Origin of the sequence: Buttiauxella sp. BIGb0552 (assembly GCF_004366275.1) — a bacterium.
GTDB lineage: Bacteria > Pseudomonadota > Gammaproteobacteria > Enterobacterales > Enterobacteriaceae > Buttiauxella > Buttiauxella gaviniae.
The window spans coordinates 228,935-255,456 of the sequence record NZ_SODY01000007.1; the positions used below are offsets into that span (position 1 = coordinate 228,935).

Here is a 26,522-nt window from a genome sequence, read left to right on the forward strand (position 1 = left end):
TACAAATTTTGTTAATTTTTGTGAGTTTTACCAGAACATGGCGCTTTCAAACACGCCAGTCAGTCGTATCGGGCTTATCGCGGGGCATTATTTCCAGTATAATAACCCCCTTTTTTATCAATAGATGACAGACAGAAATAGTGGCCACCGTTGCAGGTAGTGGACAGTGAGCGGCTAATTTAAGGGATATCTCATGCGTACAGTATATTGCGGGCAGCTAAATCAATCCCATGTGGGACAACAAGTAACACTGTGTGGTTGGGTCAATCGTCGTCGTGACCTCGGTAGCCTTATCTTTATTGATATGCGCGATCGCGAAGGCATCGTGCAGGTGTTTTTCGACCCTGATCGTCAGGACGCGTTCCAGTTGGCATCTGAACTGCGTAATGAGTTCTGCATCCAAATCACCGGTACTGTTCGTCCGCGTGATGAGAAAAACATCAACAAAGATATGGCTACCGGTGCTGTGGAAGTTTTCGCAACCGACCTGACCATCATCAACCGTTCTGAAGCGCTGCCGCTGGATTCAAACCACGTCAACACTGAAGAAGCGCGTCTGAAATTCCGTTACCTGGACCTGCGACGCCCGGAAATGGCAAACCGCCTGAAAACGCGTGCGAAAATCACCAGCTTCGTGCGCCGCTTTATGGATGACCACGGTTTCCTGGATATTGAAACCCCAATGTTGACCAAAGCCACACCGGAAGGTGCGCGTGACTACCTGGTGCCGAGCCGTGTGCATAAAGGTAAATTCTACGCGTTGCCACAGTCCCCACAGCTGTTCAAACAGCTGCTGATGATGTCTGGCTTTGACCGTTACTATCAGATTGTTAAGTGCTTCCGTGACGAAGACTTGCGTGCTGATCGTCAGCCAGAATTTACCCAGATCGACGTTGAAACCTCCTTCATGTCTGCACCACAAGTGCGTGAAGTGATGGAAAAACTGGTTCGCGACCTGTGGCTTGATGTGAAAAGCGTTGACCTGGGCGATTTCCCGATCATGACTTTTGCTGAAGCGGAGCGTCGTTACGGTTCTGACAAACCAGACCTGCGTAACCCAATGGAACTGGTGGACGTTGCTGACCTGCTCAAAGACGTTGAGTTTAAAGTGTTCGCGGGCCCGGCAAATGATGCTAAAGGCCGCGTTGCTGCACTGCGAGTGCCAGGTGGCGCACAGTTAAGCCGTAAACAGATTGACGACTACGGCAAGTTCATTGAGATTTACGGCGCGAAGGGGCTGGCTTATATCAAAGTGAACGAGCGTGCTAAAGGCATTGAAGGCATCACCAGCCCGGTAGCTAAATTCCTGAATGCAGAAATCGTTGAAGCGATTCTGACCCGTACTGGCGCACAAGACGGCGACATGATCTTCTTCGGCGCAGACAACAAGAAAGTGGTTGCTGATGCGCTTGGCGCACTGCGTCTGAAAATCGGTAAAGATCTGAGCATCACCGATGAAAAAGCCTGGGCACCGCTGTGGGTTATCGACTTCCCAATGTTTGAAGACAACGGTGAAGGCGGCCTGACCGCAATGCACCACCCGTTCACCGCACCGAAAGATATGTCACCAGAAGAACTGGCGGCCGATCCGGAAGCAGCGGTTGCGAACGCATACGATATGGTTATCAACGGTTATGAAGTGGGCGGCGGTTCCGTGCGTATCCACAACGGTCAGATGCAGCAGACTGTGTTCGGCATTCTGGGTATCACTGAAGAAGACCAGCGCGAGAAATTCGGCTTCCTGCTCGACGCCCTGAAATACGGTACACCACCGCATGCAGGCCTGGCATTTGGTCTGGATCGCCTGACTATGCTGTTGACCGGTACCGACAACATCCGTGATGTTATCGCGTTCCCTAAAACAACCGCAGCAGCGTGCCTGATGACTGAAGCACCAAGCTTTGCAAACCCAGCGTCTCTGACTGAGCTGGGCATAGAAGTGATTAAAAAAGTCAAAAATGACATTTCCCTCGAGAACGAGTGATATGGCCTTTAAGCGTCCCGTCTCGGTACTGATTGTGATTTTCGCTCAAGACACCGGACGGGTGCTCATGTTACAGCGGCGCGATGATCCTGATTTCTGGCAGTCGGTTACCGGCAGCATAGAAGAGGGTGAAACCGCGCTGTATGCTGCGCAGCGTGAAGTAAAGGAAGAGGTCGATATTGATGTTGTCTCAGAGCAACTGGCCTTGATTGACTGCCAACGCTGTGTGGAATTCGAGATTTTTACACATTTACGTCATCGCTATGCGCCGGGCATCACGCGCAATACGGAATATTGGTTCTGTCTTGCGCTGCCAAACGAACAGCCGATTACCATTTCGGAACATCTGGCATGGGAATGGACAGACGCACAAGCTGCGGCTGCTATGACCAAGTCGTGGAGCAACCGGCAAGCGATTGAAGAGTTTGTAATTAATGCTGCCGCAAGGTAGCCATTTTGGAGATATTTTTATGGCAGGTCATAGTAAGTGGGCCAACACAAAGCACCGCAAAGCTGCGCAAGATTCCAAACGCGGTAAAATTTTCACCAAAATTATCCGTGAGCTGGTAACCGCAGCCCGTTTGGGCGGTGGTGATCCGGGTTCTAACCCGCGTCTGCGTGCAGCCATTGATAAAGCGTTATCCAACAACATGACGCGTGACACCTTAAACCGTGCAATCGCACGTGGTGTGGGTGGTGATGAAGACGCCAACATGGAAACCATCATTTATGAAGGTTACGGTCCTGGTGGTTCAGCAGTCATGGTTGAATGCCTGAGTGATAACCGTAACCGTACCGTGGCTGAAGTACGTCACGCGTTCAACAAATGCGGTGGTAACCTGGGAACTGATGGCTCTGTTGCTTATCTGTTCACCAAAAAAGGCGTTATCTCTTATGCTCCAGGCAAAGACGAAGACACCTTGATGGAAGCCGCTCTTGAAGCTGGCGCTGAAGATGTTGTTGCATATGACGATGGCGCAATTGACGTGTTCACTGCCTGGGAAGAGATGGGTGCAGTACGTGATGCACTGGAAGCCGCAGGGCTTAAAGCAGACGAAGCCGAAGTTTCCATGATCCCATCTACCAAAGCAGATATGGACGCGGAAACTGCACCGAAACTGATGCGCCTTATCGACATGCTCGAAGACTGTGATGACGTGCAAGAGGTTTATCACAACGGTGAGATCTCTGACGAGGTTGCGGCAACCCTGTAATGGTGTTGTCTGAAACCGTACACCTGTTTACAGGAGACGCGTGATGGCGATTATTCTCGGCATCGACCCGGGGTCGCGCGTTACCGGTTATGGCGTCATTCGCCAAACTGGTCGGCAGCTTACCTATTTAGGTAGCGGCTGTATTCGTACTCAGGTTACCGACTTACCCTCGCGTTTGAAGCTTATCTACGCGGGGGTGAGCGAAATCATTACCCAGTTCCAGCCAGAATATTTTGCTATCGAGTCCGTGTTTATGGCAAAGAATGCCGACTCCGCTCTGAAACTCGGTCAGGCGCGCGGTGCGGCTATTGTTGCGGCTGTAAACCATGATTTGCCGGTGTTTGAGTATGCGGCTCGTCAGGTTAAACAGACGGTTGTTGGCATCGGTAGTGCCGAGAAAAGCCAGGTTCAGCACATGGTACGCACTTTGTTGAAACTCTCTGCGAATCCGCAAGCGGATGCTGCAGATGCTTTGGCTATCGCGATTACGCATTGCCATGTGACGCAGAACTCGATGCAGATGAGCGATACGCGGCTTAATCTGGCGCGGGGACGATTAAAATAAATATATCCTTCATACTTCAAGCTGCAGGTGCGTTGGCTGCTCTCGCTCACCCGAATCACTGACTTTAGTCAGCTCATCGGGATTCGTTCGTTTGCCGCCTTCCTGCAACTCGAATTATTTTGGCTATGGGCTGGATATTTATCCAGCCTTTTTTATATGATAGGCAAAATTTTTTACGCAACAGTAGGGGAAGCAGTGTGATTGGACGACTCAGAGGCATCATCCTGGAAAAACAGCCACCGCTGGTATTGATGGAAGTGGGCGGCGTTGGATATGAAGTACACATGCCAATGACTTGCTTCTATGAATTACCGGAAATCGGCAAAGAAGCGGTGGTGTTTACCCAGTTTGTGGTGCGTGAAGACGCGCAACTGCTCTACGGTTTTAATAACAAACAAGAACGTACCCTGTTCCGCGAGCTGATCAAAGTGAATGGTGTTGGCCCGAAACTTGCGCTGGCTATCCTCTCTGGTATGTCGGCACAGCAGTTCGTTAATGCTGTTGAACGCGAAGAAATTGGCTCATTAGTTAAGTTGCCAGGTGTTGGTAAAAAGACTGCTGAGCGTTTGATTGTCGAAATGAAAGACCGCTTTAAAGGAATGCATGGCGACCTGTTTACTCCGGTGTCAGATTTGGTGCTGACCGCTCCAGAAAGTGGCGCAACAGATGACGCCGAATCAGAAGCTGTTGCGGCGCTAGTATCGCTGGGCTATAAACCACAAGAAGCCAGCCGCATGATTAGCAAAGTCGGCAAAGCCGGTGCCGATTGTGAAACCCTGATCCGCGAAGCATTACGCGCAGCACTTTAAAGCCCCTGAGGTAGATGAAGGATGATTGAAGCAGACCGTCTGGTTTCGCCAGATACTATCACCCCTGATGAGTTAATCGACCGCGCGATTCGCCCGCGTTTTCTGGCGGATTATGTCGGCCAGTCGCAGGTTACATCGCAAATGGAAATTTTCATCCAGGCGGCGAAACTGCGTGGGGATGCGCTCGATCATCTGTTAATTTTTGGCCCACCAGGGTTGGGTAAAACCACACTGGCGAATATCGTTGCCAACGAAATGGGCGTGAACCTGCGAACTACTTCTGGTCCTGTGCTGGAAAAAGCAGGGGATTTGGCGGCGATGCTGACCAACCTTGAACCGCATGACGTGTTGTTCATTGATGAAATCCACCGCCTTTCACCGGTTGTCGAAGAAGTGCTTTACCCGGCAATGGAAGATTACCAACTCGATATCATGATTGGTGAAGGCCCGGCCGCACGCTCAATCAAAATTGATTTGCCACCCTTTACTCTGATTGGCGCAACTACCCGTGCCGGTTCTCTGACATCTCCACTGCGTGACCGTTTCGGTATTGTGCAGCGCCTTGAGTTTTATCAGGTCGCTGATTTGCAGCACATTGTTGGCCGCAGCGCGAGCGTGCTGGGACTGGAAATGAGCGAGGAGGGCGCGTTAGAAGTGGCGCGTCGTGCGCGTGGGACACCACGTATCGCCAACCGTCTGCTGCGTCGTGTGCGTGACTTTTCGGAAGTCAGACATGACGGAACCATTAATGGTGACATAGCGTCGCAAGCACTGGATATGCTCAACGTTGATACCGAAGGGTTTGACTATATGGACCGCAAGTTATTGCTGGCGGTGATAGACAAATTCCTTGGCGGCCCGGTCGGGTTGGACAACCTCGCGGCTGCAATTGGTGAGGAGAGGGAAACGATTGAAGATGTGCTGGAACCCTTCCTGATTCAGCAGGGCTTCCTGCAACGTACTCCACGTGGGCGTATCGCAACGCCAAGAGCCTGGACTCACTTTGGGATTGTGCCGCCAGACGCATAGCAGTGAGTAAAACGGCGGATGGTGTTCGTGCTAATCCGCCTTGAGGATTTATAGGTTGGATAAGCGCAAGTGCCATCCAACACTATCTTAAGCAGGCTGCTTCTTTGCCATACTCAGAATAAACAACACCGCTGAACTGAGTACCACTGAAGGCCCGGCAGGTGTGTCATAGAATGCGGAGAACGTTAGCCCGCCCGTCACTGAAAGCATGCCGATAATCACAGCAAAACCTGCCATTTGTTCAGGTGTACGCGCAAAGCGACGCGCTGTTGCCGCAGGAATAATCAGCAGTGAGGTGATAATCAGTGCACCAACAAATTTCATCGCCACACCAATGGTCAGTGCGGTCACCAGCATAAGTAGCATCTTCACGCGTTGTAGGTTTACGCCGTCAACATGAGCAAGATCAGGGCTGATGGTCATCGACAACAGATTTCGCCATTGCCAAAGCAGCACGCCAACGACCACGGCAACCCCCAGAGCAATCGAGATAATATCGGGCATCGTGACTGAAAGCAGATCGCCAAACAGATACGCCATTAAATCGACACGAACGTTAGACATCAAACTGACTACGACCAGACCCAGTGACAAAGCGCTGTGAGCCATTATTCCAAGTAAGGTATCTAACGCCAGATGTGGACGTTTTTCGAGCCACACTAGACCTAACGCCAGCATCAAGGTGACCGCAATCACGGCATAAAATGGGTTTACATTGAGCAGCAGGCCGAAAGCGACGCCTAATAAAGAAGCGTGGGCGAGGGTATCACCAAAGTAGGACATCCGACGCCAGACAACGAATGAGCCGAGCGGGCCAGCAGCGCATGCCAGCAAAATCCCGGCAAGCCAGCCGGGCAACAACAATTCAATCATGACTGGCCATTCCCTCTGCGCAGAACGATACGTCCGGTAAGATCGTGACGATGATTATGGTGGTGGCGATAAATCCCTAACTGTTCAGCACCACGCGCACCAAACATCGAAATAAATTCCGGATGCATAGACACCACTTCTGGCGTGCCAGAACAGCAAATATGGTGATTCAGGCACAACACATCATCGGTTTTTGCCATCACCAAATGCAGGTCGTGTGAAACCATCATCACTGCGCAATTCAGCTCCTGACGCAGTTGATCAATCAGGTTATACAGAGCCAGTTGCCCGTTAACATCAACGCCCTGAGTCGGTTCGTCGAGCACCAATAACTGCGGCTGATTTAACAACGCACGGGCCAGCAGAACACGTTGGTTCTCGCCGCCAGAGAGTTTTTGCATCGGTGCTTCAATCAGATGGGCTGCCTGAACGCGTTTTAATGCGGGCAGGATATCGCTTTTTTTCACACCCGGACGCAGGCGCATAAACCGGCTAACGGTTAATGGCAGGGTGGCATCGAGGTGTAATTTTTGCGGTACATAACCAATTCGCAGGTCGCGGTCTCGCTTGATCACACCTTCATCAGGTGCTACCAGGCCCAGTACCACGCGGACAAGCGTTGATTTTCCTGCACCGTTTGGCCCAAGCAGCGTCAGAATGCGGCCCGGTTTGAGATCGAGTGAAATATCAGACAGCACACGGCGTTGTCCGAAAGAAACAGAGATATTTTCCAGTGATACCAGATTTGTCATGACAATTTCAGGGGTTGCAGAAGTTAGCGGATGTTATAATATCACACATCTCATATTCATAACGATGAAAAGTCGCATTATGTTACATAAAAACTCATTTCTTTGCGCAGCTTTAACAACTGCTTTTCTGGGTGCTGCTGCTGTACCGGCACAGGCCGCTGTAGTCGCCTCTATTAAACCGTTAGGTTTTATTGCCGCAGCGATTGCTGATGGCGTCACGCCGACAGAAGTTTTACTGCCAGATGGCGCTTCTGAGCATGATTATGCACTGCGTCCGTCTGATGTAAAACGCTTACAAAGCGCGGACTTAGTAGTGTGGATCGGTCCAGAAATGGAAGCGTTCATGCAGAAGTCTGTTAGCCAATTAGCTGAACAAAAACAAGTGCAACTGGCCTCTTTACCAGGCGTGCAACCCTTGCTAATGAAGGGAAGTGACGACGATGGTGATAGTCACGAAGGACATGACCATTCAGCCGAAAATAGTGACAAAGATCACCATCACGGTGAATACAACATGCATATTTGGCTTTCTCCAGAGGTGGCGCGCCTGTCAGCGGTTGCAATCCACGATAAATTAGTGGAACTTATGCCCCAAAATAGAGCCAAACTTGACGCCAACTTGCAAACTTTCGAGTTAGGATTAGCCAATATCGATAAGCAAGTTGGTAGCGTGCTCGCGCCCCTCAAAGGAAAAGGGTATTTCGTTTTTCACGACGCCTACGGCTACTTTGAAAAACATTACGGTCTAACGCCACTTGGCCATTTTACCGTTAACCCAGAAATCCAACCTGGTGCGCAGCGTTTACATGACATCAAAACACAGTTGGTTGAGCAAAAAGCCGTGTGCGTTTTTGCTGAGCCGCAGTTCAGGCCAGCAGTAATTAATGCCGTAGCCCGTGGCACTAACGTTCGAAACGGAACGCTGGACCCACTGGGGATTGAAGTTAAGCTCGGCAAAAACAGCTATATGCAGTTTTTGAACGGGCTTGCGAACCAATATGCGAGCTGCCTGAAAGGAGATTAATGAGGAAGTGAATACGTGCAACAGATAGCCCGCTCTGTCGCCCTGGCATTCGACAATTTGTCCCGGCCCCACCGCGTTATGCTGGGGTCTCTTACAGTTCTTACACTTGCGGTCGCTGTCTGGCGACCGTACGTCTATCATCCTGAAGCCAGCCCCGTCATTAAAACCATTGAGCTTGAGAAAAACGAAATTCGTTCGTTACTCCCTGAAGCCAGTGAACCGCTAGATCAGTCTCCGGACGCAGAAGACGACACAATCCCGCAAGATGAGCTGGACGATAAAACTGCCGGTGAAACGGGTGTTCATGAATATGTCGTGTCGACAGGGGATACGCTCGGTAGCATCCTGAATCAGTATGGTATCGACATGGGCGATATCAGCCAACTCGCGACGGTAGATAAAGACCTGCGTAACCTGAAAATCGGCCAACAGATCTCCTGGACGTTAAACGACGATGGCGAACTTCAGCGCCTGACATGGGAAATGTCACGCCGCGAAACGCGCACATACGACCGTTCAGGCAGTACTTTCAAACTCAGCAGTGAAATGCAGCAAGGCGAATGGGTTAACAATGTGCTGAAAGGCACGGTTGGCAATAGTTTTGTAAGTAGTGCGAAAGATGCCGGATTGACCAGTGCCGAGATTAGCTCGGTTATCAAAGCCATGCAGTGGCAAATGGATTTCCGCAAACTGAAGAAAGGCGATGAGTTTTCTGTGCTGATGTCACGCGAAATGCTCGATGGCAAACGTGAACAAAGCCAATTGGTGGGTGTGCGCCTTCGCAGCAGTGGTAAAGATTACTACGCCATTCGTGCGGAAGACGGCAAATTCTATGACCGCAGCGGTTCCGGTCTTGCGAAAGGTTTTATGCGCTTCCCGACTGCAAAACAGTTCCGTATCTCGTCAAACTTTAATCCACGCCGTCTCAACCCGGTAACCGGGCGTGTGGCCCCGCACAAAGGTGTCGATTTTGCGATGCCGCAAGGTACTCCGGTGCTGGCTGTCGGTGATGGTGAAGTTGTTATGGCCAAACGCAGTGGTGCGGCAGGTTACTTTGTCGCTATCCGCCATGGTCGTACATATACCACTCGTTATATGCACCTGAAAAAGCTGTTGGTTCAGCCAGGGCAGAAAGTGAAACGTGGAGACCGTATCGCTCTCTCAGGTAATACCGGGCGTTCTACGGGGCCGCATTTGCATTATGAAGTGTGGGTTAACCAGCAGGCGGTAAATCCATTAACCGCGAAATTGCCTCGTACCGAAGGGCTGACAGGCTCGGATCGTAACGATTATCTGGCTCAAGTTCGTGAAGTCACACCGCAACTTAGCTTCAATTAATCCATCATTATGAAAAAAGCCGGTACTTTGTTGCCGGCTTTTTCTTTGTCTGATGGGCATTAGCCCGCTAAGATACTTACAAATTCATGTCATCAACGATTTGATGCTGTACTGAGAATATGCATGGAAAAAGCAAAAAAAAGTCACAGTGAGTTCATTCCTGAATTTCAAAAGGCCTTCTTGCATCCGAAATTTTGGGGCGCCTGGTTAGGTGTTGGCGCTTTCGCAGGGCTTGCTATGTTACCGCCGTCATTACGGGATCCGCTTTTGGGCAAAGTAGGGCGTATTGCCGGACGCTTGGGTAAAAGTGCGCGCCGTCGTGCACAAATAAACCTGCTGTATTGCTTCCCCGATATGCCGGAAGCTGAACGTGAAGCTGTTATTGATGAAATGTTTGCCACCGCTCCTCAGGCGATGGTGATGATGGCGGAGCTTGCGATTAAAGATCCGCAAAAAGTCATGCAGCGCGTTGACTGGCACGGTAAAGAGATTATCGATGAGCTCAAACAACGCGAAGAAAATGTCATCTTCCTCGTACCGCACGGCTGGGCTGTGGATATCCCTGCGATGCTGTTGGCGTCTCAAGGGCAGAAAATGGCGGCGATGTTCCACAATCAGGGCAACCCGCTATTTGATTACATGTGGAATACCGTGCGTCGCCGTTTTGGTGGCCGCCTGCATGCACGTAACGATGGGATTAAGCCGTTTATCAGCTCTGTGCGTCAGGGATATTGGGGTTATTATCTGCCAGACCAGGACCACGGTGCCGAGCACAGTGAATTTGTTGATTTCTTCGGGACATACAAAGCGACATTACCAGCGATTGGCCGCTTAATGAAAATATCGCGTGCGCATGTTGTTCCGCTGTTCCCTGTTTATAACAGCAAGACGCATCGCCTGGATATTCATATTCGCCCGCCGATGGACGACCTGCTTAATGCAGACGACCACACCATTGCTCGGCGTATGAACGAAGAAGTGGAAATTTTGGTGGGTCCGAATCTTGAGCAATACACCTGGATACTGAAATTGCTTAAAACGCGTAAGGAAGGGGAGACTGAACCTTACCGCCGCAAAGAGTTGTATCCTAAGAAATAAAGAATAAGAAATAACAAAGGGGCCGATTGGCCCCTTTTGCATTTATGCTGTGAATGGATTACTCAACACACAGAATACGCGTGGTGTTGGTGGTACCAATGGTACTCATCACATCGCCCTGAGTGACGATAACCAAGTCGCCAGAAACCAGGTAACCTTTATCACGCAGCAGGTTCACCGCATCGTTTGCAGCTGCAACACCGTCGCTTGGGCTATCAAAGAACACAGGCGTAACACCACGGTACAAAGAGGTGAGGTTCAGCGTGCGCTCATGGCGAGACATCGCGAAGATTGGCAAACCGGAGCTGATACGTGAAGTCATCAGTGCGGTGCGGCCAGATTCAGTCATTGTGATGATTGCAGTAACACCTTTCAGGTGGTTTGCCGCGTACATCGCAGACATCGCAATCGCTTCTTCTGTGTTGTCAAACTGTACGTCCAGACGGTGCTTGGAAACGTTGATACTTGGGATTTTCTCAGCGCCCAGGCAAACACGCGCCATTGCAGCAACGGTTTCAGCAGGGTATTGGCCCGCAGCCGTTTCAGCAGAAAGCATTACCGCGTCGGTACCGTCCAGCACGGCGTTCGCCACGTCCATCACTTCAGCACGCGTTGGCATTGGGTTGGTAATCATCGACTCCATCATTTGAGTCGCGGTGATCACCGCACGGTTAAGCTTACGTGCACGACGAATCAGGGTTTTCTGAATACCGACCAACTCTGGGTCACCGATTTCAACACCCAGGTCACCACGGGCAACCATCACCACGTCTGATGCCAGAATCACGTCGTCCATTGCCTCTTCGCTGCAAACGGCTTCGGCACGTTCCACTTTAGCGACAATCTTCGCATCACAACCTGCTTCACGCGCCAGGCGGCGAGCGTAGTTCAGGTCTTCGCCACAACGTGGGAAGGAAACCGCCAGGTAATCAACGCCGATTTTCGCAGCCGTCAGGATATCGGCTTTGTCTTTATCTGTCAGCGCTTCAGCGGACAGGCCGCCACCCAGCTTGTTGATACCTTTGTTGTTCGACAGCGGGCCACCCACGGTGACTTCGGTGAACACTTTCATGCCTTGTACTTCGAGCACTTTTAACTGTACGCGGCCGTCATCAAGCAGCAGGATGTCACCTGTCACGACGTCAGCAGGCAGACCTTTATAGTCGATACCGACTTTTTCTTTGTCGCCTTCGCCTTTGCCCAGGTTGGCATCAAGCAAGAATTTGTCGCCGATGTTAAGGAAAACTTTACCTTCTTTGAAGGTAGAAACACGAATTTTCGGCCCTTGCAGATCGCCCAGAATAGCGACATGACGCCCCAGTTTCGCTGCAATTTCACGAACTTTATCGGCACGGATCTGATGATCTTCTGCGGTGCCGTGGGAAAAGTTCATACGCACCACGTTAGCGCCAGCTGCGATAATCTTTTCCAGATTATTGTCGCGATCTGTGGCCGGGCCTAAAGTGGTAACGATTTTGGTTCTACGTAGCCGTCTGGACATGTATTACTCCGTTGACTGAAACAACTTTGGTGTTGCGTTAACAAAAGATTCGGTAAATCAGCGTGCGTTGAAAACGCAAAGCAACAACTTAACCGAATGACCTAAAAAGTTACAGCTTTGTTATAAAAACTTACTTGTTCTCGCCAGAGACAAACAGCCCCTTATCAAAACGCGATTCCTTGAGCGCTTCTTTGACTCGCTTCAAGTTATCTCTGAATTTCGCACCACGACGCAAAGTAAAGCCTGTCGCCAGCACATCAATGACCGTGAGCTGTGCAAGCCGTGACACCATTGGCATATAGATATCAGTGTCTTCAGGGACATCGAGCAATAAAGAGAGTGTCGCTTCGCGGGCCAGCGGCGAGCCTTCTGAGGTTATCGCCAGTACAATGGCATCGTTTTCACGCGCCAATTGAGCGAGTTCAACCAGATTTTTAGTTCGCCCGGTATGCGAGATGAGTACAACGACATCTTCTTCACTACAATTCATGCAGCTCATGCGTTGTAAAACGACATCGTCGGAATAGATAACGGGCACATTAAAGCGAAAGAACTTATTCATTGCGTCATGTGCTACAGCGGCTGAAGAACCTAGACCGAAGAAAGCGATTTTCTTGGCCTGGGTGAGTAAATCCACAGCACGATTGACTGCTGCCATATCCAATGATTGCCGTACCTGGTCAAGGCTTGCCATAGCGGATTCGAAAATTTTGCCGGTATAAGCTTCAACGCTATCGTCTTCGTCAACATTCCGGTTTACATATGGAGTGCCATTCGCCAGACTTTGCGCTAAATGTAATTTAAAATCTGGAAAGCCTTTGGTTTCAAGGCGGCGGCAAAAGCGGTTGACTGTCGGTTCGCTGACATCGGCACTGCGGGCAAGGGTTGCAATGCTTGAGTGAATGGCATCTTGTGGTGCGGTAAGAATCACTTCTGCGACTTTACGTTCTGATTTGCTAAGGTGTTCCAGTTGAGACTGGATTTTGTCCAGCATATTCATAGGTGTCCGGCATTCATGGATTTTATCGATTTCAACAAATGGAGAAATCGTGACGCGATTTAGCAAGAATATACGCTTGCCCATTAGTGATTGGACAAGTTAATCGATGTAAGGATGTTGTTTTTTTTCATAACATGATCAGTGTCTAACTTTCGACATGATATACATCAACAACGAAACTTCGAAAAATTCGATTTATTGCCGTGAAATGGCACTGGCGGCCAAATCTTGCCCATGAATGCGATCAAATAATGGCTGAAGACTTACCTGAACTCAGCAAAAGCAGTACATTATTCTGTAATTAAATTACACACGGGCCGGAGTTAACCTCCCGAAATAATTCGAGTTGCAGGTAGGCGGCAAAAGAGCACATTCCAGGAGCTTACTTGAGTAAGTGACTGGGATGTGTGAGTGCAGCCAACACCCCTGCAGCTTGAAGCATGATGGGAGAGCCCGGACATCCGAAACGAGGAGAAAAGACATGGCGGTAACACAGACAGCTCAGGCATGTGACCTGGTGATTTTCGGCGCAAAGGGCGACCTTGCGCGTCGGAAACTTCTGCCATCCCTGTATCAACTGGAGAAGGCAGGGCAGATCCACCCGGAGACGCGCATCCTGGGCGTGGGCCGCGCAGACTGGGATAAAGAGGCTTATACCAAAGTAGTGCGCGAAGCGATCGAAACCTTTATGAAGGAAAAGATCGACGAAAGCCTGTGGGATAAATTGAGCAGCCGTCTCGATTTTTGCAACCTGGATGTTAACGATACTGCAGCCTTTACCAAACTCGGTAAAATGCTCGATCAGCAAAATCGCGTCACCATCAACTACTTTGCTATGCCACCGAATACTTTTGGCGCAATCTGCAAAGGTCTGGGCAAGGCAAAACTCAACGCTAAACCTGCTCGTGTTGTGATGGAAAAACCGCTAGGTACCTCGCTTGCGACTTCCCAGGAAATCAACGACCAGGTTGGCGAGTATTTTGAAGAGTGCCAGGTCTATCGTATCGACCACTATTTAGGTAAAGAGACGGTACTGAACCTACTGGCGTTGCGTTTTGCAAACTCCCTGTTTGCCAATAACTGGGATAACAAAACCATAGATCATGTGGAAATCACGGTAGCGGAAGAAGTGGGTATCGAAGGGCGCTGGGGTTACTTTGACCAGGCCGGGCAGATGCGCGACATGATTCAAAACCACTTGCTGCAAATTCTGTGCATGATTGCCATGTCTCCACCGTCCGATCTCACCGCCGACCATATTCGCGATGAAAAAGTAAAAGTACTGCAATCCTTGCGCCGTATCGACCGCAGCAATGTGCGCGAGAAAACTGTCCGTGGCCAATACACCGCAGGCTTTGCGCAGGGTAAAAAAGTCCCGGGTTACCTGGAAGAAGAAGGTGCGAACAAAAGCAGTAGCACCGAGACCTTTGTCGCCATTCGTGTCGATATTGATAACTGGCGCTGGGCAGGAGTCCCGTTCTACCTGCGTACCGGTAAACGTCTGCCAACCAAGTGCTCTGAAGTCGTGGTCTATTTCAAAAGCCCACCATTGAACTTGTTCAAAGACTCCTGGCAAGATTTGCCACAGAACAAGCTCACCATCCGTTTGCAACCGGACGAAGGTGTGGATATTCAGGTGCTCAACAAAGTGCCAGGGCTTGAACACAAGCACAACCTGCAAACCACTAAGCTTGATCTGAGCTACTCCGAAACCTTCAACGAGTCACATCTGGCAGATGCTTACGAGCGCCTGTTGCTGGAAACCATGCGTGGGATTCAGGCACTGTTCGTGCGTCGTGATGAAGTGGAAGAAGCGTGGAAGTGGGTAGATTCCATCACCGAGGCTTGGGCCGCGGACAACGATGCACCTAAACCTTATCAGGCTGGAACCTGGGGACCGGTTGCCTCAGTGGCAATGATCACCCGTGATGGGCGTTCGTGGAACGAGTTCGAATAAATCTCCGTCATCCTTCGAGTTGCCTCTTTGTTGGCTTTCCTCGCTCACCCCAGTCACTTACTTGTGTAAGCTCCTGGGGATTCGCTGCGTCGCCGCCTCAATGCAACTCGAATGATTTAGGAGATAAAACTCCTCGGATTTTGCAAAAATCGTGTAACAAATGATTCATATTTTACCGGTAACATGATCTAACACCAAAGTGGTGCAAATTTTTTAATTTAAAAGCCCTGACTGGATTCACCAGCAGGGCTTTTTTATTTACACTAGCTGAAGCGATTTTGCCCTGATGGTACGGATTGCCGCCTCACGAGAAGAGAAAAGAGCCGGTAACGTCGACCACCTGCCCACAGCGACGGCAGCCACTTTATGAGGACTTGTTATGAATCCTAATTTGTTACGCGTAACACAACGCATCGTTGAACGCTCCCGCCAAACCCGTGAAGCCTACCTGGCACGGATTGAAAAAGCGAAGTCGAACACCGTACATCGCTCTGAATTAGCGTGTGGCAATCTGGCACACGGTTTTGCCGCCTGCCAGCCAGAAGATAAAGCCGCGCTGAAAAGCATGCTGCGTAACAACATTGCGATCATTACGTCCTATAACGACATGCTTTCCGCGCACCAGCCGTATGAGCATTACCCTGACCAGATTCGTAAAGCGCTGCATTCCGTTGGCGCGGTAGGGCAAGTTGCAGGTGGAGTTCCGGCCATGTGTGATGGCGTGACGCAGGGACAGGATGGCATGGAACTGTCATTGCTCAGCCGCGAAATTATTGCGATGTCTACGGCAATTGGCCTGTCTCACAATATGTTCGATGGTGCACTGTACCTCGGCGTGTGTGACAAAATCGTCCCGGGCTTAACCATGGCGGCGTTGTCATTTGGTCATCTGCCTGCGGTATTTGTGCCATCAGGTCCAATGGCTAGCGGTTTACCGAATAAAGAAAAAGTACGTATTCGCCAACTTTATGCTGAAGGCAAAGTGGATCGCATCGCGCTTCTGGAATCTGAGGCTGCTTCTTACCACGCACCGGGTACTTGTACATTCTACGGTACTGCCAATACCAACCAGATGGTAGTTGAGTTCATGGGTATGCAGTTGCCAGGCTCTTCATTTGTTCACCCGGATGCCCCTCTGCGCCATGAATTGACTGCCGCGGCAGCACGGCAGGTGACGCGTCTGACCGGAAACGGCAACGAGTGGATGCCGATCGGCAAAATGATTGATGAAAAAGTGGTCGTGAACGGCATTGTTGCTTTGCTTGCGACAGGCGGCTCCACCAACCACACTATGCACCTGGTGGCGATGGCGCGTGCGGCGGGGATTATCATCAACTGGGATGATTTCTCTGATCTCTCTGATGTGGTGCCATTATTGGCTCGCCTGTATCCGAATGGCCCTGCGGACATTAACCACTTCCAGGCGGCGGGCGGCGTGCCGGTATTGATGCGCGAATTGCTCAAAGGCGGTTTGCTGCATGAAGATGTCAACACCGTTGCGGGCTTTGGTCTGCATCACTACACCATGGAACCGTGGCTGGATAACGGTCAGTTGGCATGGCGTGAAGGCGCAACAACCGCGCTCGATACTGATGTTATCGCGACCTTCGAAAAACCTTTCTCTAAACATGGCGGCACGAAAGTCCTCAGCGGTAATCTGGGTCGTGCGGTAATGAAAACCTCTGCGGTGCCAGTAGAAAACCAAATTATTGAAGCGCCTGCGGTCATTTTCGAAAGCCAGCATGACGTTTTACCGGCTTTCGAAGCAGGCCATCTTGACCGTGATTGCGTGGTTGTTGTCCGCCATCAAGGGCCAAAAGCTAACGGCATGCCAGAATTACATAAACTTATGCCGCCACTTGGGGTATTATTGGACCGCTGTTTCAAAATAGCGTTAGTCACTGATGGACGGCTGTCGGGCGCTTCAGGTAAGGTGCCCTCTGCTATCCATGTTACCCCAGAAGCTTATGATGGTGGGCTACTGGCAAAAGTCCGTGATGGCGATATGATTCGCGTCAACGGGCAAACGGGTGAACTGACATTGCTGGTCGATGATGCCGAGCTGGAAAAACGCACTGCATACCACCCGGATCTCAGCGCGGATCGTGTTGGAACCGGCCGTGAACTATTTAGCGCGTTACGCGAGCAGTTATCTGGCGCGGAACAGGGCGCGACCTGCATTAAATTTTAAGGACCGGATGCAGCACTTGCTGCGCTGGAAACGAATTATAAAGTTGGTTGAAGAGGCTTGAGATGAAAAACTGGAAAACTACTGCGGAACAGATCCTGAAAACAGGACCGGTTGTCCCGGTTATCGTAATTAACAAACTGGAACACGCAGTACCAATGGCTAAAGCATTAGTTGCTGGCGGCGTGCGCGTTCTGGAAGTGACTCTGCGTACTCCATGCGCAATGGACGCAATCCGTGCAATCGCTAAAGAAGTACCAGAAGCGATTATTGGTGCGGGTACCGTACTGAACCCAGAGCAACTGGCAGAAGTGACCGCAGCTGGCGCGCAGTTCGCCATCAGCCCAGGTCTGACCGAGCCACTGCTGAAAGCAGCAACCGAAGGCTCCATTCCATTGATCCCAGGTATCAGCACTGTTTCTGAACTGATGCTGGGTCTGGACTACGGCTTGAAAGAATTCAAATTCTTCCCGGCTGAAGCAAATGGCGGCACCAAAGCGCTGCAAGCTATCGCAGGTCCATTCTCTCAGGTTCGTTTCTGCCCAACTGGCGGTATCACACCGGCTAACTACCGTGACTACCTGGCGCTGAAAAGCGTGCTGTGTATCGGTGGTTCATGGTTGGTTCCGGCAGACGCGCTGGAAGCTGGCGATTACGATCGCATTACTACTCTCGCCCGTGAAGCTGTCGAAGGCGCGAAATAACACGTCATCCTTCGAGCCGTAGATGCGTTGGCTACGTTCACTCACCCCGGTCACATAGTTATCTATGCTCCCGGGGATTCGTTCTCTTGCCGCCTTCCTACGACTCGAATGATTCGTGTTATTGAATCCCTGCTCAGATGAGCGGGGATTTTTTTTATCCTTTGACGATTATGGCTTTGGTTGCAGCGATAGCACGTGCAATGGCATCTTCCACGCTGGAACCCGTTGCCAGTGCCACACCCATTCGGCGTTTACCGTTAATCTCAGGCTTACCGAACAGACGTACTTGCAAACCTGCGCCCACTGCGGCACCCGCATTGCCGAACTGCACGTTGTCGCTGCTCAATTCTGGAAGGATCACCGCAGAAGCTGCCGGGCCGTACTGGCGAATGTCACCAATCGGCAAGCCGAGGAAAGCGCGGACGTGCAATGCAAACTCGGAAACGTCCTGAGAAATCATCGTCACCATGCCGGTGTCGTGCGGGCGAGGGGAGACTTCACTAAAAATAACCTCATCGCCACACACGAAAAGTTCGACGCCAAACAAACCGTAACCCCCCAACGCTTTCACCACTTTTTCAGCAATTTCTTGCGCACGGGCAAGAGCGGCATCGCTCATTTGTTGCGGCTGCCAGGATTCGCGATAGTCACCATCTTCCTGGCGGTGGCCGATTGGGGCACAGAAATGCACGCCATCGACAGCACTAATCGTCAGCAGGGTGATTTCAAAATCGAAATTCACCACACCTTCGACAATAACTTTGCCTTTACCTGCGCGACCGCCTTCCTGAGCGTACTCCCACGCTTTCGCTAACTGGTCGGCTGTACGAATAAAACTTTGCCCTTTGCCAGAAGAACTCATCACCGGTTTAACGATGCAAGGCAGGCCGATTTCTACAACTGCCTGTAAAAATGCAGCTTCATTATCGGCAAAGCGGAAGCTGGAGGTCGGCAGAGCAAGTTCTTCTGCGGCCAGGCGGCGAATACCTTCGCGGTTCATGGTCAGTTGGGTTGCGCGCGCGCAAGGCACCACGCACTGACCTTGCTGCTCAAGCTCAACCAGCATGTCTGTTGCGATCGCTTCAATTTCGGGAACGATGAAATCCGGCATTTCTACGGAAACCAGTTTTTTAAGCTCGGCACCGTCCAGCATATTGATGACATGGCTGCGGTGAGCAACATGCATAGCGGGGGCATCGGCGTAGCGGTCTACTGCGATAACTTCCAGACCAAGACGCTGGCATTCAATCGCCACTTCTTTTCCTAATTCGCCTGACCCTAACAACATGACTCGTGTAGCTGATGGACGAAGCGCTGTTCCCAAAATTGACATAATCTGTATACCCGAACGGAGAAAATAGACCGGCGGATTATAAACGAAAACGTTTGCGTACGCAGCGATTTTCCCACTTGCGATACAGGGGTAATATCATTACACTGTTTAAATAAACAGTTAAACCGGAGCTGCAAAATGGCGGTTGAAATCAAATACGTTGTTGTACGAGAGGGGCAAGAAAAAATGTCTTTTGCCAGTAAAAAAGATGCAGACGCCTACGACAAAATGCTCGATCTGGCAGAAGTGTTGAGCGAGTGGCTCGTACACAGCCCTGTTGCTTTCGAAGAAGGGCAAAGCGATGTGCTGGCTATGTGGATGGCAGAAAACAAAGACGTGCTTTCCAGCGTGCTGAAAAGCGGTAAATTTCCGGACCTTGAAAGTACTGAAACTGCCGGTGAAGCCGCAGATGAAGCCGATAACGCTGAAGAGTCTGTTGCAGACGATAAAGTGGCTGAACACCCGCGTAAACGCACTAAAGCTGCATAAGTTTTATCGCGTCGGGTTACCGGCGCGGTTCTTTTCTCATCTTTAGCCTAATCAGACACTTCTTGACAGCCTTTGGCTTAACCTCAGATGTTAAGTTCTCACAAAGGGTGTCTCTAATGAGCAATTGGTTACAGCAGCTTCAGTCTATGCTGGGGCAAGCGACGCAATCCATCCAGAATCACACTGGTCAGAATCAATCCTCACAAACTCCTCAGGGAAACAATTCTCAGGGGCTGAGTAAGTTACTGGTGCCTGGCGCACTGGGCGGGTTAGCGGGCTTGCTGCTGGCGAGCAAATCGTCACGGAAACTACTGACAAAGTACGGCACCAGCGCGTTATTGGTCGGTGGTGGTGCGGTTGCGGGAAGCGTACTGTGGAACAAATATAAAGACCGAGTGCGTGAAGCCCATCAGGGTGAGCCGCAGTTTGGGCAGCAAACTTCGCCTGTCGATGTTCGTACGGAGCGCCTGATTACCGCTTTGGTTTTCGCGGCTAAAAGCGATGGTCATATTGATGATAAAGAGCGTCAGATTATCGAGCAGCAACTACGTGATGCCGGTATCGAAGGGCCGGGGCGTAATCTAATTCAGCAAGCTATCGATCAACCTCTTGATCCGCAACGCCTCGTCGAAGGCGTTAATAATGAAGAAGAAGCGCTGGAGCTTTACTTCCTGAGCTGTGCTGCAATCGACATCGACCACTTTATGGAGCGCAGTTATCTCAATGCGCTCGGCGATGCGCTAAAAATTCCTCAGGATGTACGCGAAGGCATCGAACAAGATATTCAGCAGCAGAAACTAAATCTGCCGGGTTAATCCCGGCATTTTCCCTAAAATCCCACGTTACGCTTGCAAGGCTGTCTGAATTTGCCACCCTTACAGGGTGTTAACTCAAAAAGAAAAATGACATGCCACCAAAAGCAAAAAAAATCCCCCACACCATGACCATGCATGGTGACACCCGCATCGATAACTATTACTGGCTGCGCGATGATGAGCGTTCTGATGCACAGGTGCTTGATTATCTTCATCAGGAGAATGACTACGGTCATCAGATCATGAGTACGCAGCAGGCGTTACAAGAACGCCTGCTCAAAGAGATGATCGACCGTATCCCCCAGCGTGATATTTCTGCACCTTACACGCAAAATGGCTATCGCTATCGCCAGGTTTTCGAAACCGGTAATGAATACGCTATTTATCAGCGCCAGTCTGTGGTGTCGGAGGAGTGGGAAGAGTGGAGCACGCTGGTAGATGGTAATCGCCGAGCTGCCCATAGCGAGTTTTACACCATGGGCGGCATGAGTATTACGCCTGATAACACCGTCATGGCACTGGCTGAAGATTTTCTTTCTCGTCGCCAGTACGGCTTGCGTTTCCGAAATCTGGAAAGCGGGAACTGGTACCCGGAAGTGCTAGATAATGTCGAAAGTAGTTTTGTCTGGGCGAATGATTCCGCCACGCTTTATTACGTCCGCAAGCATCCCAAAACGTTATTGCCGTATCAGGTCTGGCGCCACACGGTGGGGCATCCATCCTCCGTAGATGAATTAGTCTACGAAGAAAAAGACGAAATGTTTTATGTCAGCGTCCATAAAACCACGTCGAAGCACTTCGTGCTGATTTACCTCAGCAGTGCCACGACCAGCGAAGTGTTGTTGCTCGATGCTGAACTGGTAGACGCGCAACCGCAGATCTTTGCACCGCGCCGCAAAGACCACGAATACACTCTTGATCACTATCAGCATCATTTCTATCTCCGCTCTAACCGTGCAGGCAAAAACTTTGGTTTGTACCGTACAAAAGTACGCGATGAAAGCCAATGGGAAGAGCTGATCCCGCCGCGTGAGCAGGTGATGCTGGAAGGCTTTACCCTGTTTACTGACTGGCTGGTGGTTGAGGAGCGTCAGCAAGGGCTGACCAGCCTGCGGCAAATTAATCGCAAAACTCGAGAAGTGACGGGAATTGCTTTTGATGACCCTGCTTATGTCACTTGGCTTGGACATAACCCGGAACCGGAATCTTCTCGTCTGCGTTACGGTTACTCATCAATGACCACGCCAGATACATTGTTTGAGCTGGATATGGATACCGGCGAGCGGCGCGTGATTAAACAAACCGAAGTGGCGGGTTTTGATGCCAGCCATTACCGCAGCGAACATTTATGGGTCACCGTACGTGATGGTGTGCAGGTGCCGGTTTCCCTGGTCTACCACCGCGACCACTTCCAGCGAGGGAAAAACCCTTTGCTGGTATATGGCTATGGCTCTTACGGAAGCAGCATGGATGCGGATTTCAGCAGCAGCCGTTTAAGCCTGCTAGACCGAGGATTCGTCTATGCCATTGCACATGTACGAGGAGGTGGCGAACTCGGCCAGCAGTGGTATGAAGATGGTAAGTACCTGAAGAAAATGAACACCTTCAATGATTATCTGGATGTCTGTGATAGCTTGCTTAAACAGGGATACGGCAACGAAAACTTGCTCTATTCGATGGGCGGGAGTGCAGGTGGCTTACTGGTTGGGGCCGCAATTAATATGCGTCCAGAGCTCTTCCACGGTGTTGTTGCGCAGGTGCCATTTGTTGATGTGTTAACGACGATGCTCGATGAGTCCATTCCACTCACGACCGGCGAGTTTGAAGAGTGGGGGAATCCGCAAGACCCTGAGTATTACCACTACATCAAACATTACAGCCCGTACGATCAAATCACCGAACAAGCCTACCCGCACATGCTGGTGACCACCGGACTACATGATTCCCAGGTGCAATATTGGGAGCCTGCCAAGTGGGTCGCAAAGCTGCGTGAATTACGTAGCGATGATAATTTGCTGTTGCTATGTACTGATATGGACTCAGGGCATGGTGGGAAATCGGGCAGATTTAAATCTTACGAAGGCGTGGCTCTGGAGTTCGCTTTCTTGATAGCCCTGGCACAAGGAACTTTACCAGGGCGGGCGGGGTAGGTTGTTACTAATCCTCGAGATAATGCTTTAATGTCATTCTAAGATCCGGTGCTAATTCTTTGATGTTATTCAACATCCATCGTAAATAGCCCGGATCTTTATCTGCAATTTCTGCAATCGGTTCGCCGCGATATTTACCAAATGCCATGGTTTTCACAAGTGCGGGACGACCTGTAATGGTCACCATTTGGTCTGGCGTCCAGCCTGACTCATCCATAATGCGAATCAGTAAAGCAGCGGTGATATAGCAATCAAACAGCGCGCGGTGATGATGCAGCCCGGCAGGTGTTTCAACTTCCAGCTTGAGGGATTTATATAAACCCATATTGCTGTATTTGATACCTGGCCATAAACGACGCGCCAGTTTTACCGTGCAAATCCACTCGCTATCGGGCAGTTCAGGCAGCATTCGCTGGTCAAAACTGGCGTTATGAGCGACATAATATGGGCTGCCGTGATAGCGTGGAATAACATCCTCGATCCACGGTTTATCCGCGACCATCTCTTCGGTAATTTTGTGAATAGCCATCGCCTGGTAGCTAATAGGACGATCCGGGCGTACCAGGTCACTCATCGGATTAACAATCTTGCCATTGACGATATCGACAGAGGCAACTTCTACCACGCCACCCTGTAGACCACAGGTTTCAGTATCAATAATGCGCAGCATATATACTCCATCAAGCCTTAGCGTATTTTATTAATGCGCTAGCGTAATGGAATGATTTCACCGTGCCAACCTTTTGCATCACGTCTTCCAACTGCAAGTAGCTCGCCATGATCGGCGCGAACAACTAATTCACCGCGATCGTCCCAACAAGCGCTACGTCCCGCAGACCGATATTTGCCGGTAGAAAACGCGTGGTTAGCTAATAAAACGGGCAAATTGTATTTATGGGCCCAGCGTTGCAGATACATTTCATCTTTCTGGTAGCTGATTTCATTAATGAATTTCCCCGTGGCATAGAGACTTGCACCCATTTCAGCTGCACTACGCGGCCAGGTTTCTTCATCGCTGTCGGTGCTAAAACCCATTGCCACGCTACGGTTTTGCAAACCTACCAATGGCGTGTGTTGATCGGAGAGATCAATATCGCAGGTTTGTGGTTTGCAACAGGCAACTCGGGAACCATCAGGCAAAAAACCCACTGATCCTGGAGATACACTTTGTTCACTGCGCAAGGGTAGACCCACGACAATAGTCATTTGGTGTTTTATGGCGGCAGCTTGCAAAGGATTCAGGCGTTCATCGGAGAAGGGAAGGGCGTAAACGTGATGGTTTTCAATGTTAAAACCGGTGAGTGAAAGTTCGGGGAAAATCAGCAGATCTATTCGTTCAGCAACCGCGCAGTGAACAAAATCTAAATGATGTGTGATATTCGCATCGAGGTCATCGGGTGTGGCGCCATACTGCGCCGCAGCAACATTCCAGACAGGCATACGTTCTTCCTTAATCAATCTACCCAACGGCCATCATCCTATGACCGCAACAAGTAATTCCTGTGTTTAGATATATAAACCGGGAAAAATCTTAACACCATTTTTGTCAGGAAGTTTAGTGTGGATAAGATTTATTTCACTTTAGGTTCGTACGGCAGTCTGGACAAGTTGACTGAAGCCAGTCGATGAGCAGTCAGTCTTTCTCTGAACCAGTCACGCAAATGCGCCGGTTGCTCGCGTTCTACCACTTCAGCGATCACCGGCATATTGTAGCGTTCCTTAAATGCTACGCCAGCAGCCGCAAGATCGACGTTGATCTTATCCATTTCGTCCTGGGGTAATTCAGCAAGATTGTAATTCATATTGGCCTCCTATTTTTTGCCGCAAAGGTACTTGTTGATATCCGTGATGACAAGTTTTTACATTCATTGATAGCTGTTCTCATCTCGACTTAACCTGGGCTCAAGGTTATCCTTTTGCCGTCTCGAATAAGAAAAAGGAATAGTTGATATGGCTTTCACCCGAACTCGTCTCATTACCATCGCCACTCTCTTTACCGCACTTACCGTTTCCAGCTCAGCTTTCGCGCATGCGCATCTAAAGCATCAATATCCAGCGGCAGATGCTGCGGTAACGGCTGCGCCGCAGGCGATTACCCTTAATTTCTCTGAAGGAGTTGAAGCGAATTTTAGCGGACTTACGCTCACCGGGCCACAGCAAACAGTCGTGAAGACTGGTACGGCTAAGCGCAACGAAAAAGATGATAAGCAGCTTATTGTTCCAGTCGATGAGGCTATGAAACCGGGTGATTACCAGGTTGATTGGCATGTAGTATCCGTTGACGGACATAAGACTAAAGGGAAGTATCACTTCTCGGTGAAGTAAGCCGGATGCTATCAGGTTTCTATATCGCGCTGCGATTTATTCATTTTACTGCATTAATGGTGCTGCTTGGCAGTACCATCTCATGCTCATTGCTTGCTCCTCAAGCGTTTAAACCGGTTCTTATTCGCCGACTAAAATGGCAATGGCATTCTGCCGTTTGGATGACGTTGCTAAGCGCAATATTGTTGTTATGTGCTCAGGCTGGGATGATGGGCAGTGGTTGGCGAGATGTCATTAATCCCCAGATTTGGCTGGCGGTTCTTGGCACGAGCTTTGGGTCCATCTGGTTGTGGCAGATATTATTGAGTGTGGTGACACTGGTAGTGTTGTTGCTCAAACCGCGCCCTTTGCAATCCATGCTAATGATCCTTGCGGCGGCACAACTTATTTTGTTGGCAGGTGTCGGGCATGCCGCGATGCGTGAAGGGATTGTCGGTGGCTTACAACGCATAAATCATGCAGTGCATCTTCTTAGCGCTGGCTGGTGGGTTGGCGGATTACTGCCGCTTTTGATGTGCATGCGCATGGCTCAAAAACCGCGCTGGCGGGGCTGTGCGATTACCGCGATGATGCGTTTTTCGCGTTACGGGCATCTGGCGGTTGCTGCTGTAATACTCAGTGGACTAATCAACAGCCTGATGATTTTAGGCTGGTCATTACCACTGGAAAGTAACTACATGCGCTTCTTGTTGGTGAAGGTTGCCTTTGTTGCCTTGATGGTTATTATCGCCCTGTATAACCGCTATTTTTTGGTGCCGAGATTCAATCGTATGCCAACAGCCACAAAACAGTTCATCCAGTTAACGTGGTTGGAAGTCATTTTGTCGGTGGTGGTGCTCCTTGCTGTAAGCATTTTCGCTACCTGGGAACCATACTGAAGACGTTATTAGCTCAAGAGATATTCATGAAAAAAAGTATTTTGACGCTGTTATTACTGGCTTGCACAGGTAGTAGTGCATTAGCCGCACCGCAAATTATCACCGTAAGCCGTTTTGAAATGGGCAAAGATAACTGGGCATTTAACCGTGAAGAGGTAATGCTAAGTTGCCGCCCTGGACATGCGCTTTTTGCAATCAACCCAAGTACCTTGATGCAATACCCGTTAAACGACGTAGCGCAACAACAAGTGAGTAGCGGCAAAACCACTGGCCAGTCTATCTCCGTGATTCAAATTGATGATCCTAAGACACCGGGACAAAAAAAGAGTCTTGCTCCATTTATTGAGCGTGCTGAGAAGTTGTGTAACTAAAATGCTATAACTCACTAATTAACAATAAAAAACCGCAATAACCGTAGACCGGATATTGCGGTTTTTGTCTAAAATATTACCTAAACCGCAGTTTTTTTCTGAACACTTTTGCGCCAGACTGGAAA

The 26,522-nt window shown here is 50.1% G+C and carries 26 protein-coding genes; 18 read left to right on the plus strand and 8 right to left on the minus strand.

The window, feature by feature from the left end:
- The first annotated feature begins 193 nt into the window (after positions 1–193).
- The 6 genes from aspS to ruvB all read left to right on the plus strand — a co-directional run bounded on the left by aspS (position 194) and on the right by ruvB (position 5,601).
- Positions 194–1,984 (plus strand): aspartate--tRNA ligase, encoded by a 1,791-nt coding sequence (gene aspS / locus EDF88_RS20230; protein WP_134186810.1) that lies wholly within the window; start codon positions 194–196, stop codon positions 1,982–1,984.
- Position 1,985: 1 nt separating this feature from the next.
- Entirely contained in the window at positions 1,986–2,435 is a 450-nt protein-coding gene (gene nudB, locus EDF88_RS20235; protein WP_064511945.1) for a dihydroneopterin triphosphate diphosphatase, read from the plus strand.
- 19 nt (positions 2,436–2,454) lie between these two features.
- Positions 2,455–3,198: a YebC/PmpR family DNA-binding transcriptional regulator gene (locus EDF88_RS20240; RefSeq protein WP_064512136.1), complete on the plus strand. Its 744-nt coding sequence runs from the start codon at positions 2,455–2,457 to the stop codon at positions 3,196–3,198.
- A 43-nt stretch (positions 3,199–3,241) separates the two neighbouring features.
- The gene (gene ruvC, locus EDF88_RS20245) at positions 3,242–3,763 is read left to right on the plus strand and encodes a crossover junction endodeoxyribonuclease RuvC (protein ID WP_034455116.1); all 522 of its coding nucleotides are present in this window, start codon (positions 3,242–3,244) and stop codon (positions 3,761–3,763) included.
- A 197-nt stretch (positions 3,764–3,960) separates the two neighbouring features.
- Positions 3,961–4,572, plus strand: coding sequence for a Holliday junction branch migration protein RuvA (ruvA, locus tag EDF88_RS20250; RefSeq protein WP_134186812.1), 612 nt, complete (start codon positions 3,961–3,963; stop codon positions 4,570–4,572).
- Between the two features lie 21 nt (positions 4,573–4,593).
- Positions 4,594–5,601: a Holliday junction branch migration DNA helicase RuvB gene (ruvB, locus tag EDF88_RS20255; RefSeq protein WP_134186814.1), complete on the plus strand. Its 1,008-nt coding sequence runs from the start codon at positions 4,594–4,596 to the stop codon at positions 5,599–5,601.
- 87 nt (positions 5,602–5,688) lie between these two features.
- Here the strand turns inward: ruvB and znuB are convergent, their stop codons facing one another.
- Both znuB and znuC read right to left on the minus strand, forming a co-directional pair.
- The gene (znuB, locus tag EDF88_RS20260) at positions 5,689–6,474 is read right to left on the minus strand and encodes a zinc ABC transporter permease subunit ZnuB (protein WP_134186816.1); all 786 of its coding nucleotides are present in this window, start codon (positions 6,472–6,474) and stop codon (positions 5,689–5,691) included.
- Entirely contained in the window at positions 6,471–7,226 is a 756-nt protein-coding gene (gene znuC / locus EDF88_RS20265) for a zinc ABC transporter ATP-binding protein ZnuC (RefSeq protein ID WP_064511941.1), read from the minus strand. The genes znuB and znuC overlap by 4 nt, the downstream gene beginning before the upstream one ends.
- A gap of 79 nt (positions 7,227–7,305) precedes the next feature.
- Here znuC and znuA point away from each other — a divergent pair, with 79 nt between their 5' ends.
- From znuA to lpxM, 3 genes are all read left to right on the plus strand, one after another.
- Positions 7,306–8,250: a zinc ABC transporter substrate-binding protein ZnuA gene (gene znuA / locus EDF88_RS20270; RefSeq protein ID WP_134186818.1), complete on the plus strand. Its 945-nt coding sequence runs from the start codon at positions 7,306–7,308 to the stop codon at positions 8,248–8,250.
- Between the two features lie 15 nt (positions 8,251–8,265).
- Positions 8,266–9,588: a murein DD-endopeptidase MepM gene (mepM, locus tag EDF88_RS20275; protein ID WP_074391971.1), complete on the plus strand. Its 1,323-nt coding sequence runs from the start codon at positions 8,266–8,268 to the stop codon at positions 9,586–9,588.
- Between the two features lie 123 nt (positions 9,589–9,711).
- The gene (gene lpxM / locus EDF88_RS20280; protein ID WP_134186820.1) at positions 9,712–10,686 is read left to right on the plus strand and encodes a lauroyl-Kdo(2)-lipid IV(A) myristoyltransferase; all 975 of its coding nucleotides are present in this window, start codon (positions 9,712–9,714) and stop codon (positions 10,684–10,686) included.
- A gap of 58 nt (positions 10,687–10,744) precedes the next feature.
- Here lpxM and pyk read toward each other — a convergent pair whose 3' ends face one another.
- Both pyk and EDF88_RS20290 read right to left on the minus strand, forming a co-directional pair.
- Positions 10,745–12,187: a pyruvate kinase gene (pyk, locus tag EDF88_RS20285; protein ID WP_064511938.1), complete on the minus strand. Its 1,443-nt coding sequence runs from the start codon at positions 12,185–12,187 to the stop codon at positions 10,745–10,747.
- 130 nt (positions 12,188–12,317) lie between these two features.
- Entirely contained in the window at positions 12,318–13,187 is an 870-nt protein-coding gene (locus EDF88_RS20290; protein WP_064511937.1) for a MurR/RpiR family transcriptional regulator, read from the minus strand.
- 481 nt (positions 13,188–13,668) lie between these two features.
- On the opposite strand from EDF88_RS20290, the gene zwf reads away from it, so the two are divergent.
- From zwf to EDF88_RS20305, 3 genes are all read left to right on the plus strand, one after another.
- Positions 13,669–15,144 carry a glucose-6-phosphate dehydrogenase gene (gene zwf, locus EDF88_RS20295; RefSeq protein ID WP_064511936.1) on the plus strand — a complete coding sequence of 492 codons (1,476 nt, stop codon included), beginning with the start codon at positions 13,669–13,671 and terminating at the stop codon, positions 15,142–15,144.
- A 379-nt stretch (positions 15,145–15,523) separates the two neighbouring features.
- Positions 15,524–17,335 carry a phosphogluconate dehydratase gene (gene edd, locus EDF88_RS20300; protein ID WP_134186822.1) on the plus strand — a complete coding sequence of 604 codons (1,812 nt, stop codon included), beginning with the start codon at positions 15,524–15,526 and terminating at the stop codon, positions 17,333–17,335.
- Positions 17,336–17,397: 62 nt separating this feature from the next.
- Complete coding sequence (locus EDF88_RS20305; protein ID WP_064511934.1) at positions 17,398–18,036, plus strand: bifunctional 4-hydroxy-2-oxoglutarate aldolase/2-dehydro-3-deoxy-phosphogluconate aldolase; 639 nt, start codon at positions 17,398–17,400, stop codon at positions 18,034–18,036.
- Positions 18,037–18,190: 154 nt separating this feature from the next.
- On the opposite strand, the gene purT is transcribed toward EDF88_RS20305, so the two are convergent.
- Positions 18,191–19,369: a formate-dependent phosphoribosylglycinamide formyltransferase gene (gene purT / locus EDF88_RS20310; protein ID WP_134186824.1), complete on the minus strand. Its 1,179-nt coding sequence runs from the start codon at positions 19,367–19,369 to the stop codon at positions 18,191–18,193.
- Between the two features lie 138 nt (positions 19,370–19,507).
- On the opposite strand from purT, the gene EDF88_RS20315 reads away from it, so the two are divergent.
- The 3 genes from EDF88_RS20315 to ptrB all read left to right on the plus strand — a co-directional run bounded on the left by EDF88_RS20315 (position 19,508) and on the right by ptrB (position 22,823).
- Positions 19,508–19,858 carry a YebG family protein gene (locus EDF88_RS20315; protein WP_134186826.1) on the plus strand — a complete coding sequence of 117 codons (351 nt, stop codon included), beginning with the start codon at positions 19,508–19,510 and terminating at the stop codon, positions 19,856–19,858.
- Between the two features lie 116 nt (positions 19,859–19,974).
- Entirely contained in the window at positions 19,975–20,673 is a 699-nt protein-coding gene (locus tag EDF88_RS20320; protein ID WP_064511931.1) for a tellurite resistance TerB family protein, read from the plus strand.
- A gap of 92 nt (positions 20,674–20,765) precedes the next feature.
- Positions 20,766–22,823 (plus strand): oligopeptidase B, encoded by a 2,058-nt coding sequence (gene ptrB, locus EDF88_RS20325; protein ID WP_134186828.1) that lies wholly within the window; start codon positions 20,766–20,768, stop codon positions 22,821–22,823.
- A 7-nt stretch (positions 22,824–22,830) separates the two neighbouring features.
- Here the strand turns inward: ptrB and exoX are convergent, their stop codons facing one another.
- The 3 genes from exoX to EDF88_RS20340 all read right to left on the minus strand — a co-directional run bounded on the left by exoX (position 22,831) and on the right by EDF88_RS20340 (position 24,625).
- Complete coding sequence (gene exoX, locus EDF88_RS20330) at positions 22,831–23,493, minus strand: exodeoxyribonuclease X (RefSeq protein ID WP_064511929.1); 663 nt, start codon at positions 23,491–23,493, stop codon at positions 22,831–22,833.
- Between the two features lie 38 nt (positions 23,494–23,531).
- Complete coding sequence (locus EDF88_RS20335; protein WP_134186830.1) at positions 23,532–24,263, minus strand: carbon-nitrogen hydrolase family protein; 732 nt, start codon at positions 24,261–24,263, stop codon at positions 23,532–23,534.
- Between the two features lie 131 nt (positions 24,264–24,394).
- Positions 24,395–24,625 (minus strand): DNA polymerase III subunit theta, encoded by a 231-nt coding sequence (locus EDF88_RS20340; RefSeq protein ID WP_064511927.1) that lies wholly within the window; start codon positions 24,623–24,625, stop codon positions 24,395–24,397.
- Positions 24,626–24,773: 148 nt separating this feature from the next.
- Between EDF88_RS20340 and yobA the strand changes: the two genes are divergently transcribed.
- From yobA to EDF88_RS20355, 3 genes are read left to right on the plus strand one after another with little or no spacing between them, the layout of a single operon-like run.
- A complete protein-coding gene (yobA, locus tag EDF88_RS20345) occupies positions 24,774–25,148 on the plus strand; it encodes a CopC domain-containing protein YobA (RefSeq protein ID WP_064511926.1) in 375 nt (124 codons plus the stop codon).
- A 5-nt stretch (positions 25,149–25,153) separates the two neighbouring features.
- Positions 25,154–26,026, plus strand: a complete 873-nt coding sequence (gene copD / locus EDF88_RS20350; protein ID WP_134186832.1) for a copper homeostasis membrane protein CopD — start codon at positions 25,154–25,156, stop codon at positions 26,024–26,026.
- 26 nt (positions 26,027–26,052) lie between these two features.
- A complete protein-coding gene (locus tag EDF88_RS20355; RefSeq protein WP_134186834.1) occupies positions 26,053–26,397 on the plus strand; it encodes a YebY family protein in 345 nt (114 codons plus the stop codon).
- The last annotated feature ends 125 nt before the right edge of the window (positions 26,398–26,522 follow it).

What these genes read in the sequence shown, in the direction of transcription:
- aspS (WP_134186810.1), top strand. Translation starts at nt 194, where the DNA reads ATGCGTACAGTATATTGCGGGCAGCTAAATCAATCCCATGTGGGACAA.
- nudB (WP_064511945.1), top strand. Translation starts at nt 1,986, where the DNA reads ATGGCCTTTAAGCGTCCCGTCTCGGTACTGATTGTGATTTTCGCTCAA.
- EDF88_RS20240 (WP_064512136.1), top strand. Translation starts at nt 2,455, where the DNA reads ATGGCAGGTCATAGTAAGTGGGCCAACACAAAGCACCGCAAAGCTGCG.
- ruvC (WP_034455116.1), top strand. Translation starts at nt 3,242, where the DNA reads ATGGCGATTATTCTCGGCATCGACCCGGGGTCGCGCGTTACCGGTTAT.
- ruvB (WP_134186814.1), top strand. Translation starts at nt 4,594, where the DNA reads ATGATTGAAGCAGACCGTCTGGTTTCGCCAGATACTATCACCCCTGAT.
- znuB (WP_134186816.1), bottom strand. Translation starts at nt 6,474, where the DNA reads ATGATTGAATTGTTGTTGCCCGGCTGGCTTGCCGGGATTTTGCTGGCA.
- znuC (WP_064511941.1), bottom strand. Translation starts at nt 7,226, where the DNA reads ATGACAAATCTGGTATCACTGGAAAATATCTCTGTTTCTTTCGGACAA.
- znuA (WP_134186818.1), top strand. Translation starts at nt 7,306, where the DNA reads ATGTTACATAAAAACTCATTTCTTTGCGCAGCTTTAACAACTGCTTTT.
- lpxM (WP_134186820.1), top strand. Translation starts at nt 9,712, where the DNA reads ATGGAAAAAGCAAAAAAAAGTCACAGTGAGTTCATTCCTGAATTTCAA.
- pyk (WP_064511938.1), bottom strand. Translation starts at nt 12,187, where the DNA reads ATGTCCAGACGGCTACGTAGAACCAAAATCGTTACCACTTTAGGCCCG.
- EDF88_RS20290 (WP_064511937.1), bottom strand. Translation starts at nt 13,187, where the DNA reads ATGAATATGCTGGACAAAATCCAGTCTCAACTGGAACACCTTAGCAAA.
- zwf (WP_064511936.1), top strand. Translation starts at nt 13,669, where the DNA reads ATGGCGGTAACACAGACAGCTCAGGCATGTGACCTGGTGATTTTCGGC.
- edd (WP_134186822.1), top strand. Translation starts at nt 15,524, where the DNA reads ATGAATCCTAATTTGTTACGCGTAACACAACGCATCGTTGAACGCTCC.
- EDF88_RS20305 (WP_064511934.1), top strand. Translation starts at nt 17,398, where the DNA reads ATGAAAAACTGGAAAACTACTGCGGAACAGATCCTGAAAACAGGACCG.
- purT (WP_134186824.1), bottom strand. Translation starts at nt 19,369, where the DNA reads ATGTCAATTTTGGGAACAGCGCTTCGTCCATCAGCTACACGAGTCATG.
- EDF88_RS20315 (WP_134186826.1), top strand. Translation starts at nt 19,508, where the DNA reads ATGGCGGTTGAAATCAAATACGTTGTTGTACGAGAGGGGCAAGAAAAA.
- EDF88_RS20320 (WP_064511931.1), top strand. Translation starts at nt 19,975, where the DNA reads ATGAGCAATTGGTTACAGCAGCTTCAGTCTATGCTGGGGCAAGCGACG.
- ptrB (WP_134186828.1), top strand. Translation starts at nt 20,766, where the DNA reads ATGCCACCAAAAGCAAAAAAAATCCCCCACACCATGACCATGCATGGT.
- exoX (WP_064511929.1), bottom strand. Translation starts at nt 23,493, where the DNA reads ATGCTGCGCATTATTGATACTGAAACCTGTGGTCTACAGGGTGGCGTG.
- EDF88_RS20335 (WP_134186830.1), bottom strand. Translation starts at nt 24,263, where the DNA reads ATGCCTGTCTGGAATGTTGCTGCGGCGCAGTATGGCGCCACACCCGAT.
- EDF88_RS20340 (WP_064511927.1), bottom strand. Translation starts at nt 24,625, where the DNA reads ATGAATTACAATCTTGCTGAATTACCCCAGGACGAAATGGATAAGATC.
- yobA (WP_064511926.1), top strand. Translation starts at nt 24,774, where the DNA reads ATGGCTTTCACCCGAACTCGTCTCATTACCATCGCCACTCTCTTTACC.
- copD (WP_134186832.1), top strand. Translation starts at nt 25,154, where the DNA reads ATGCTATCAGGTTTCTATATCGCGCTGCGATTTATTCATTTTACTGCA.
- EDF88_RS20355 (WP_134186834.1), top strand. Translation starts at nt 26,053, where the DNA reads ATGAAAAAAAGTATTTTGACGCTGTTATTACTGGCTTGCACAGGTAGT.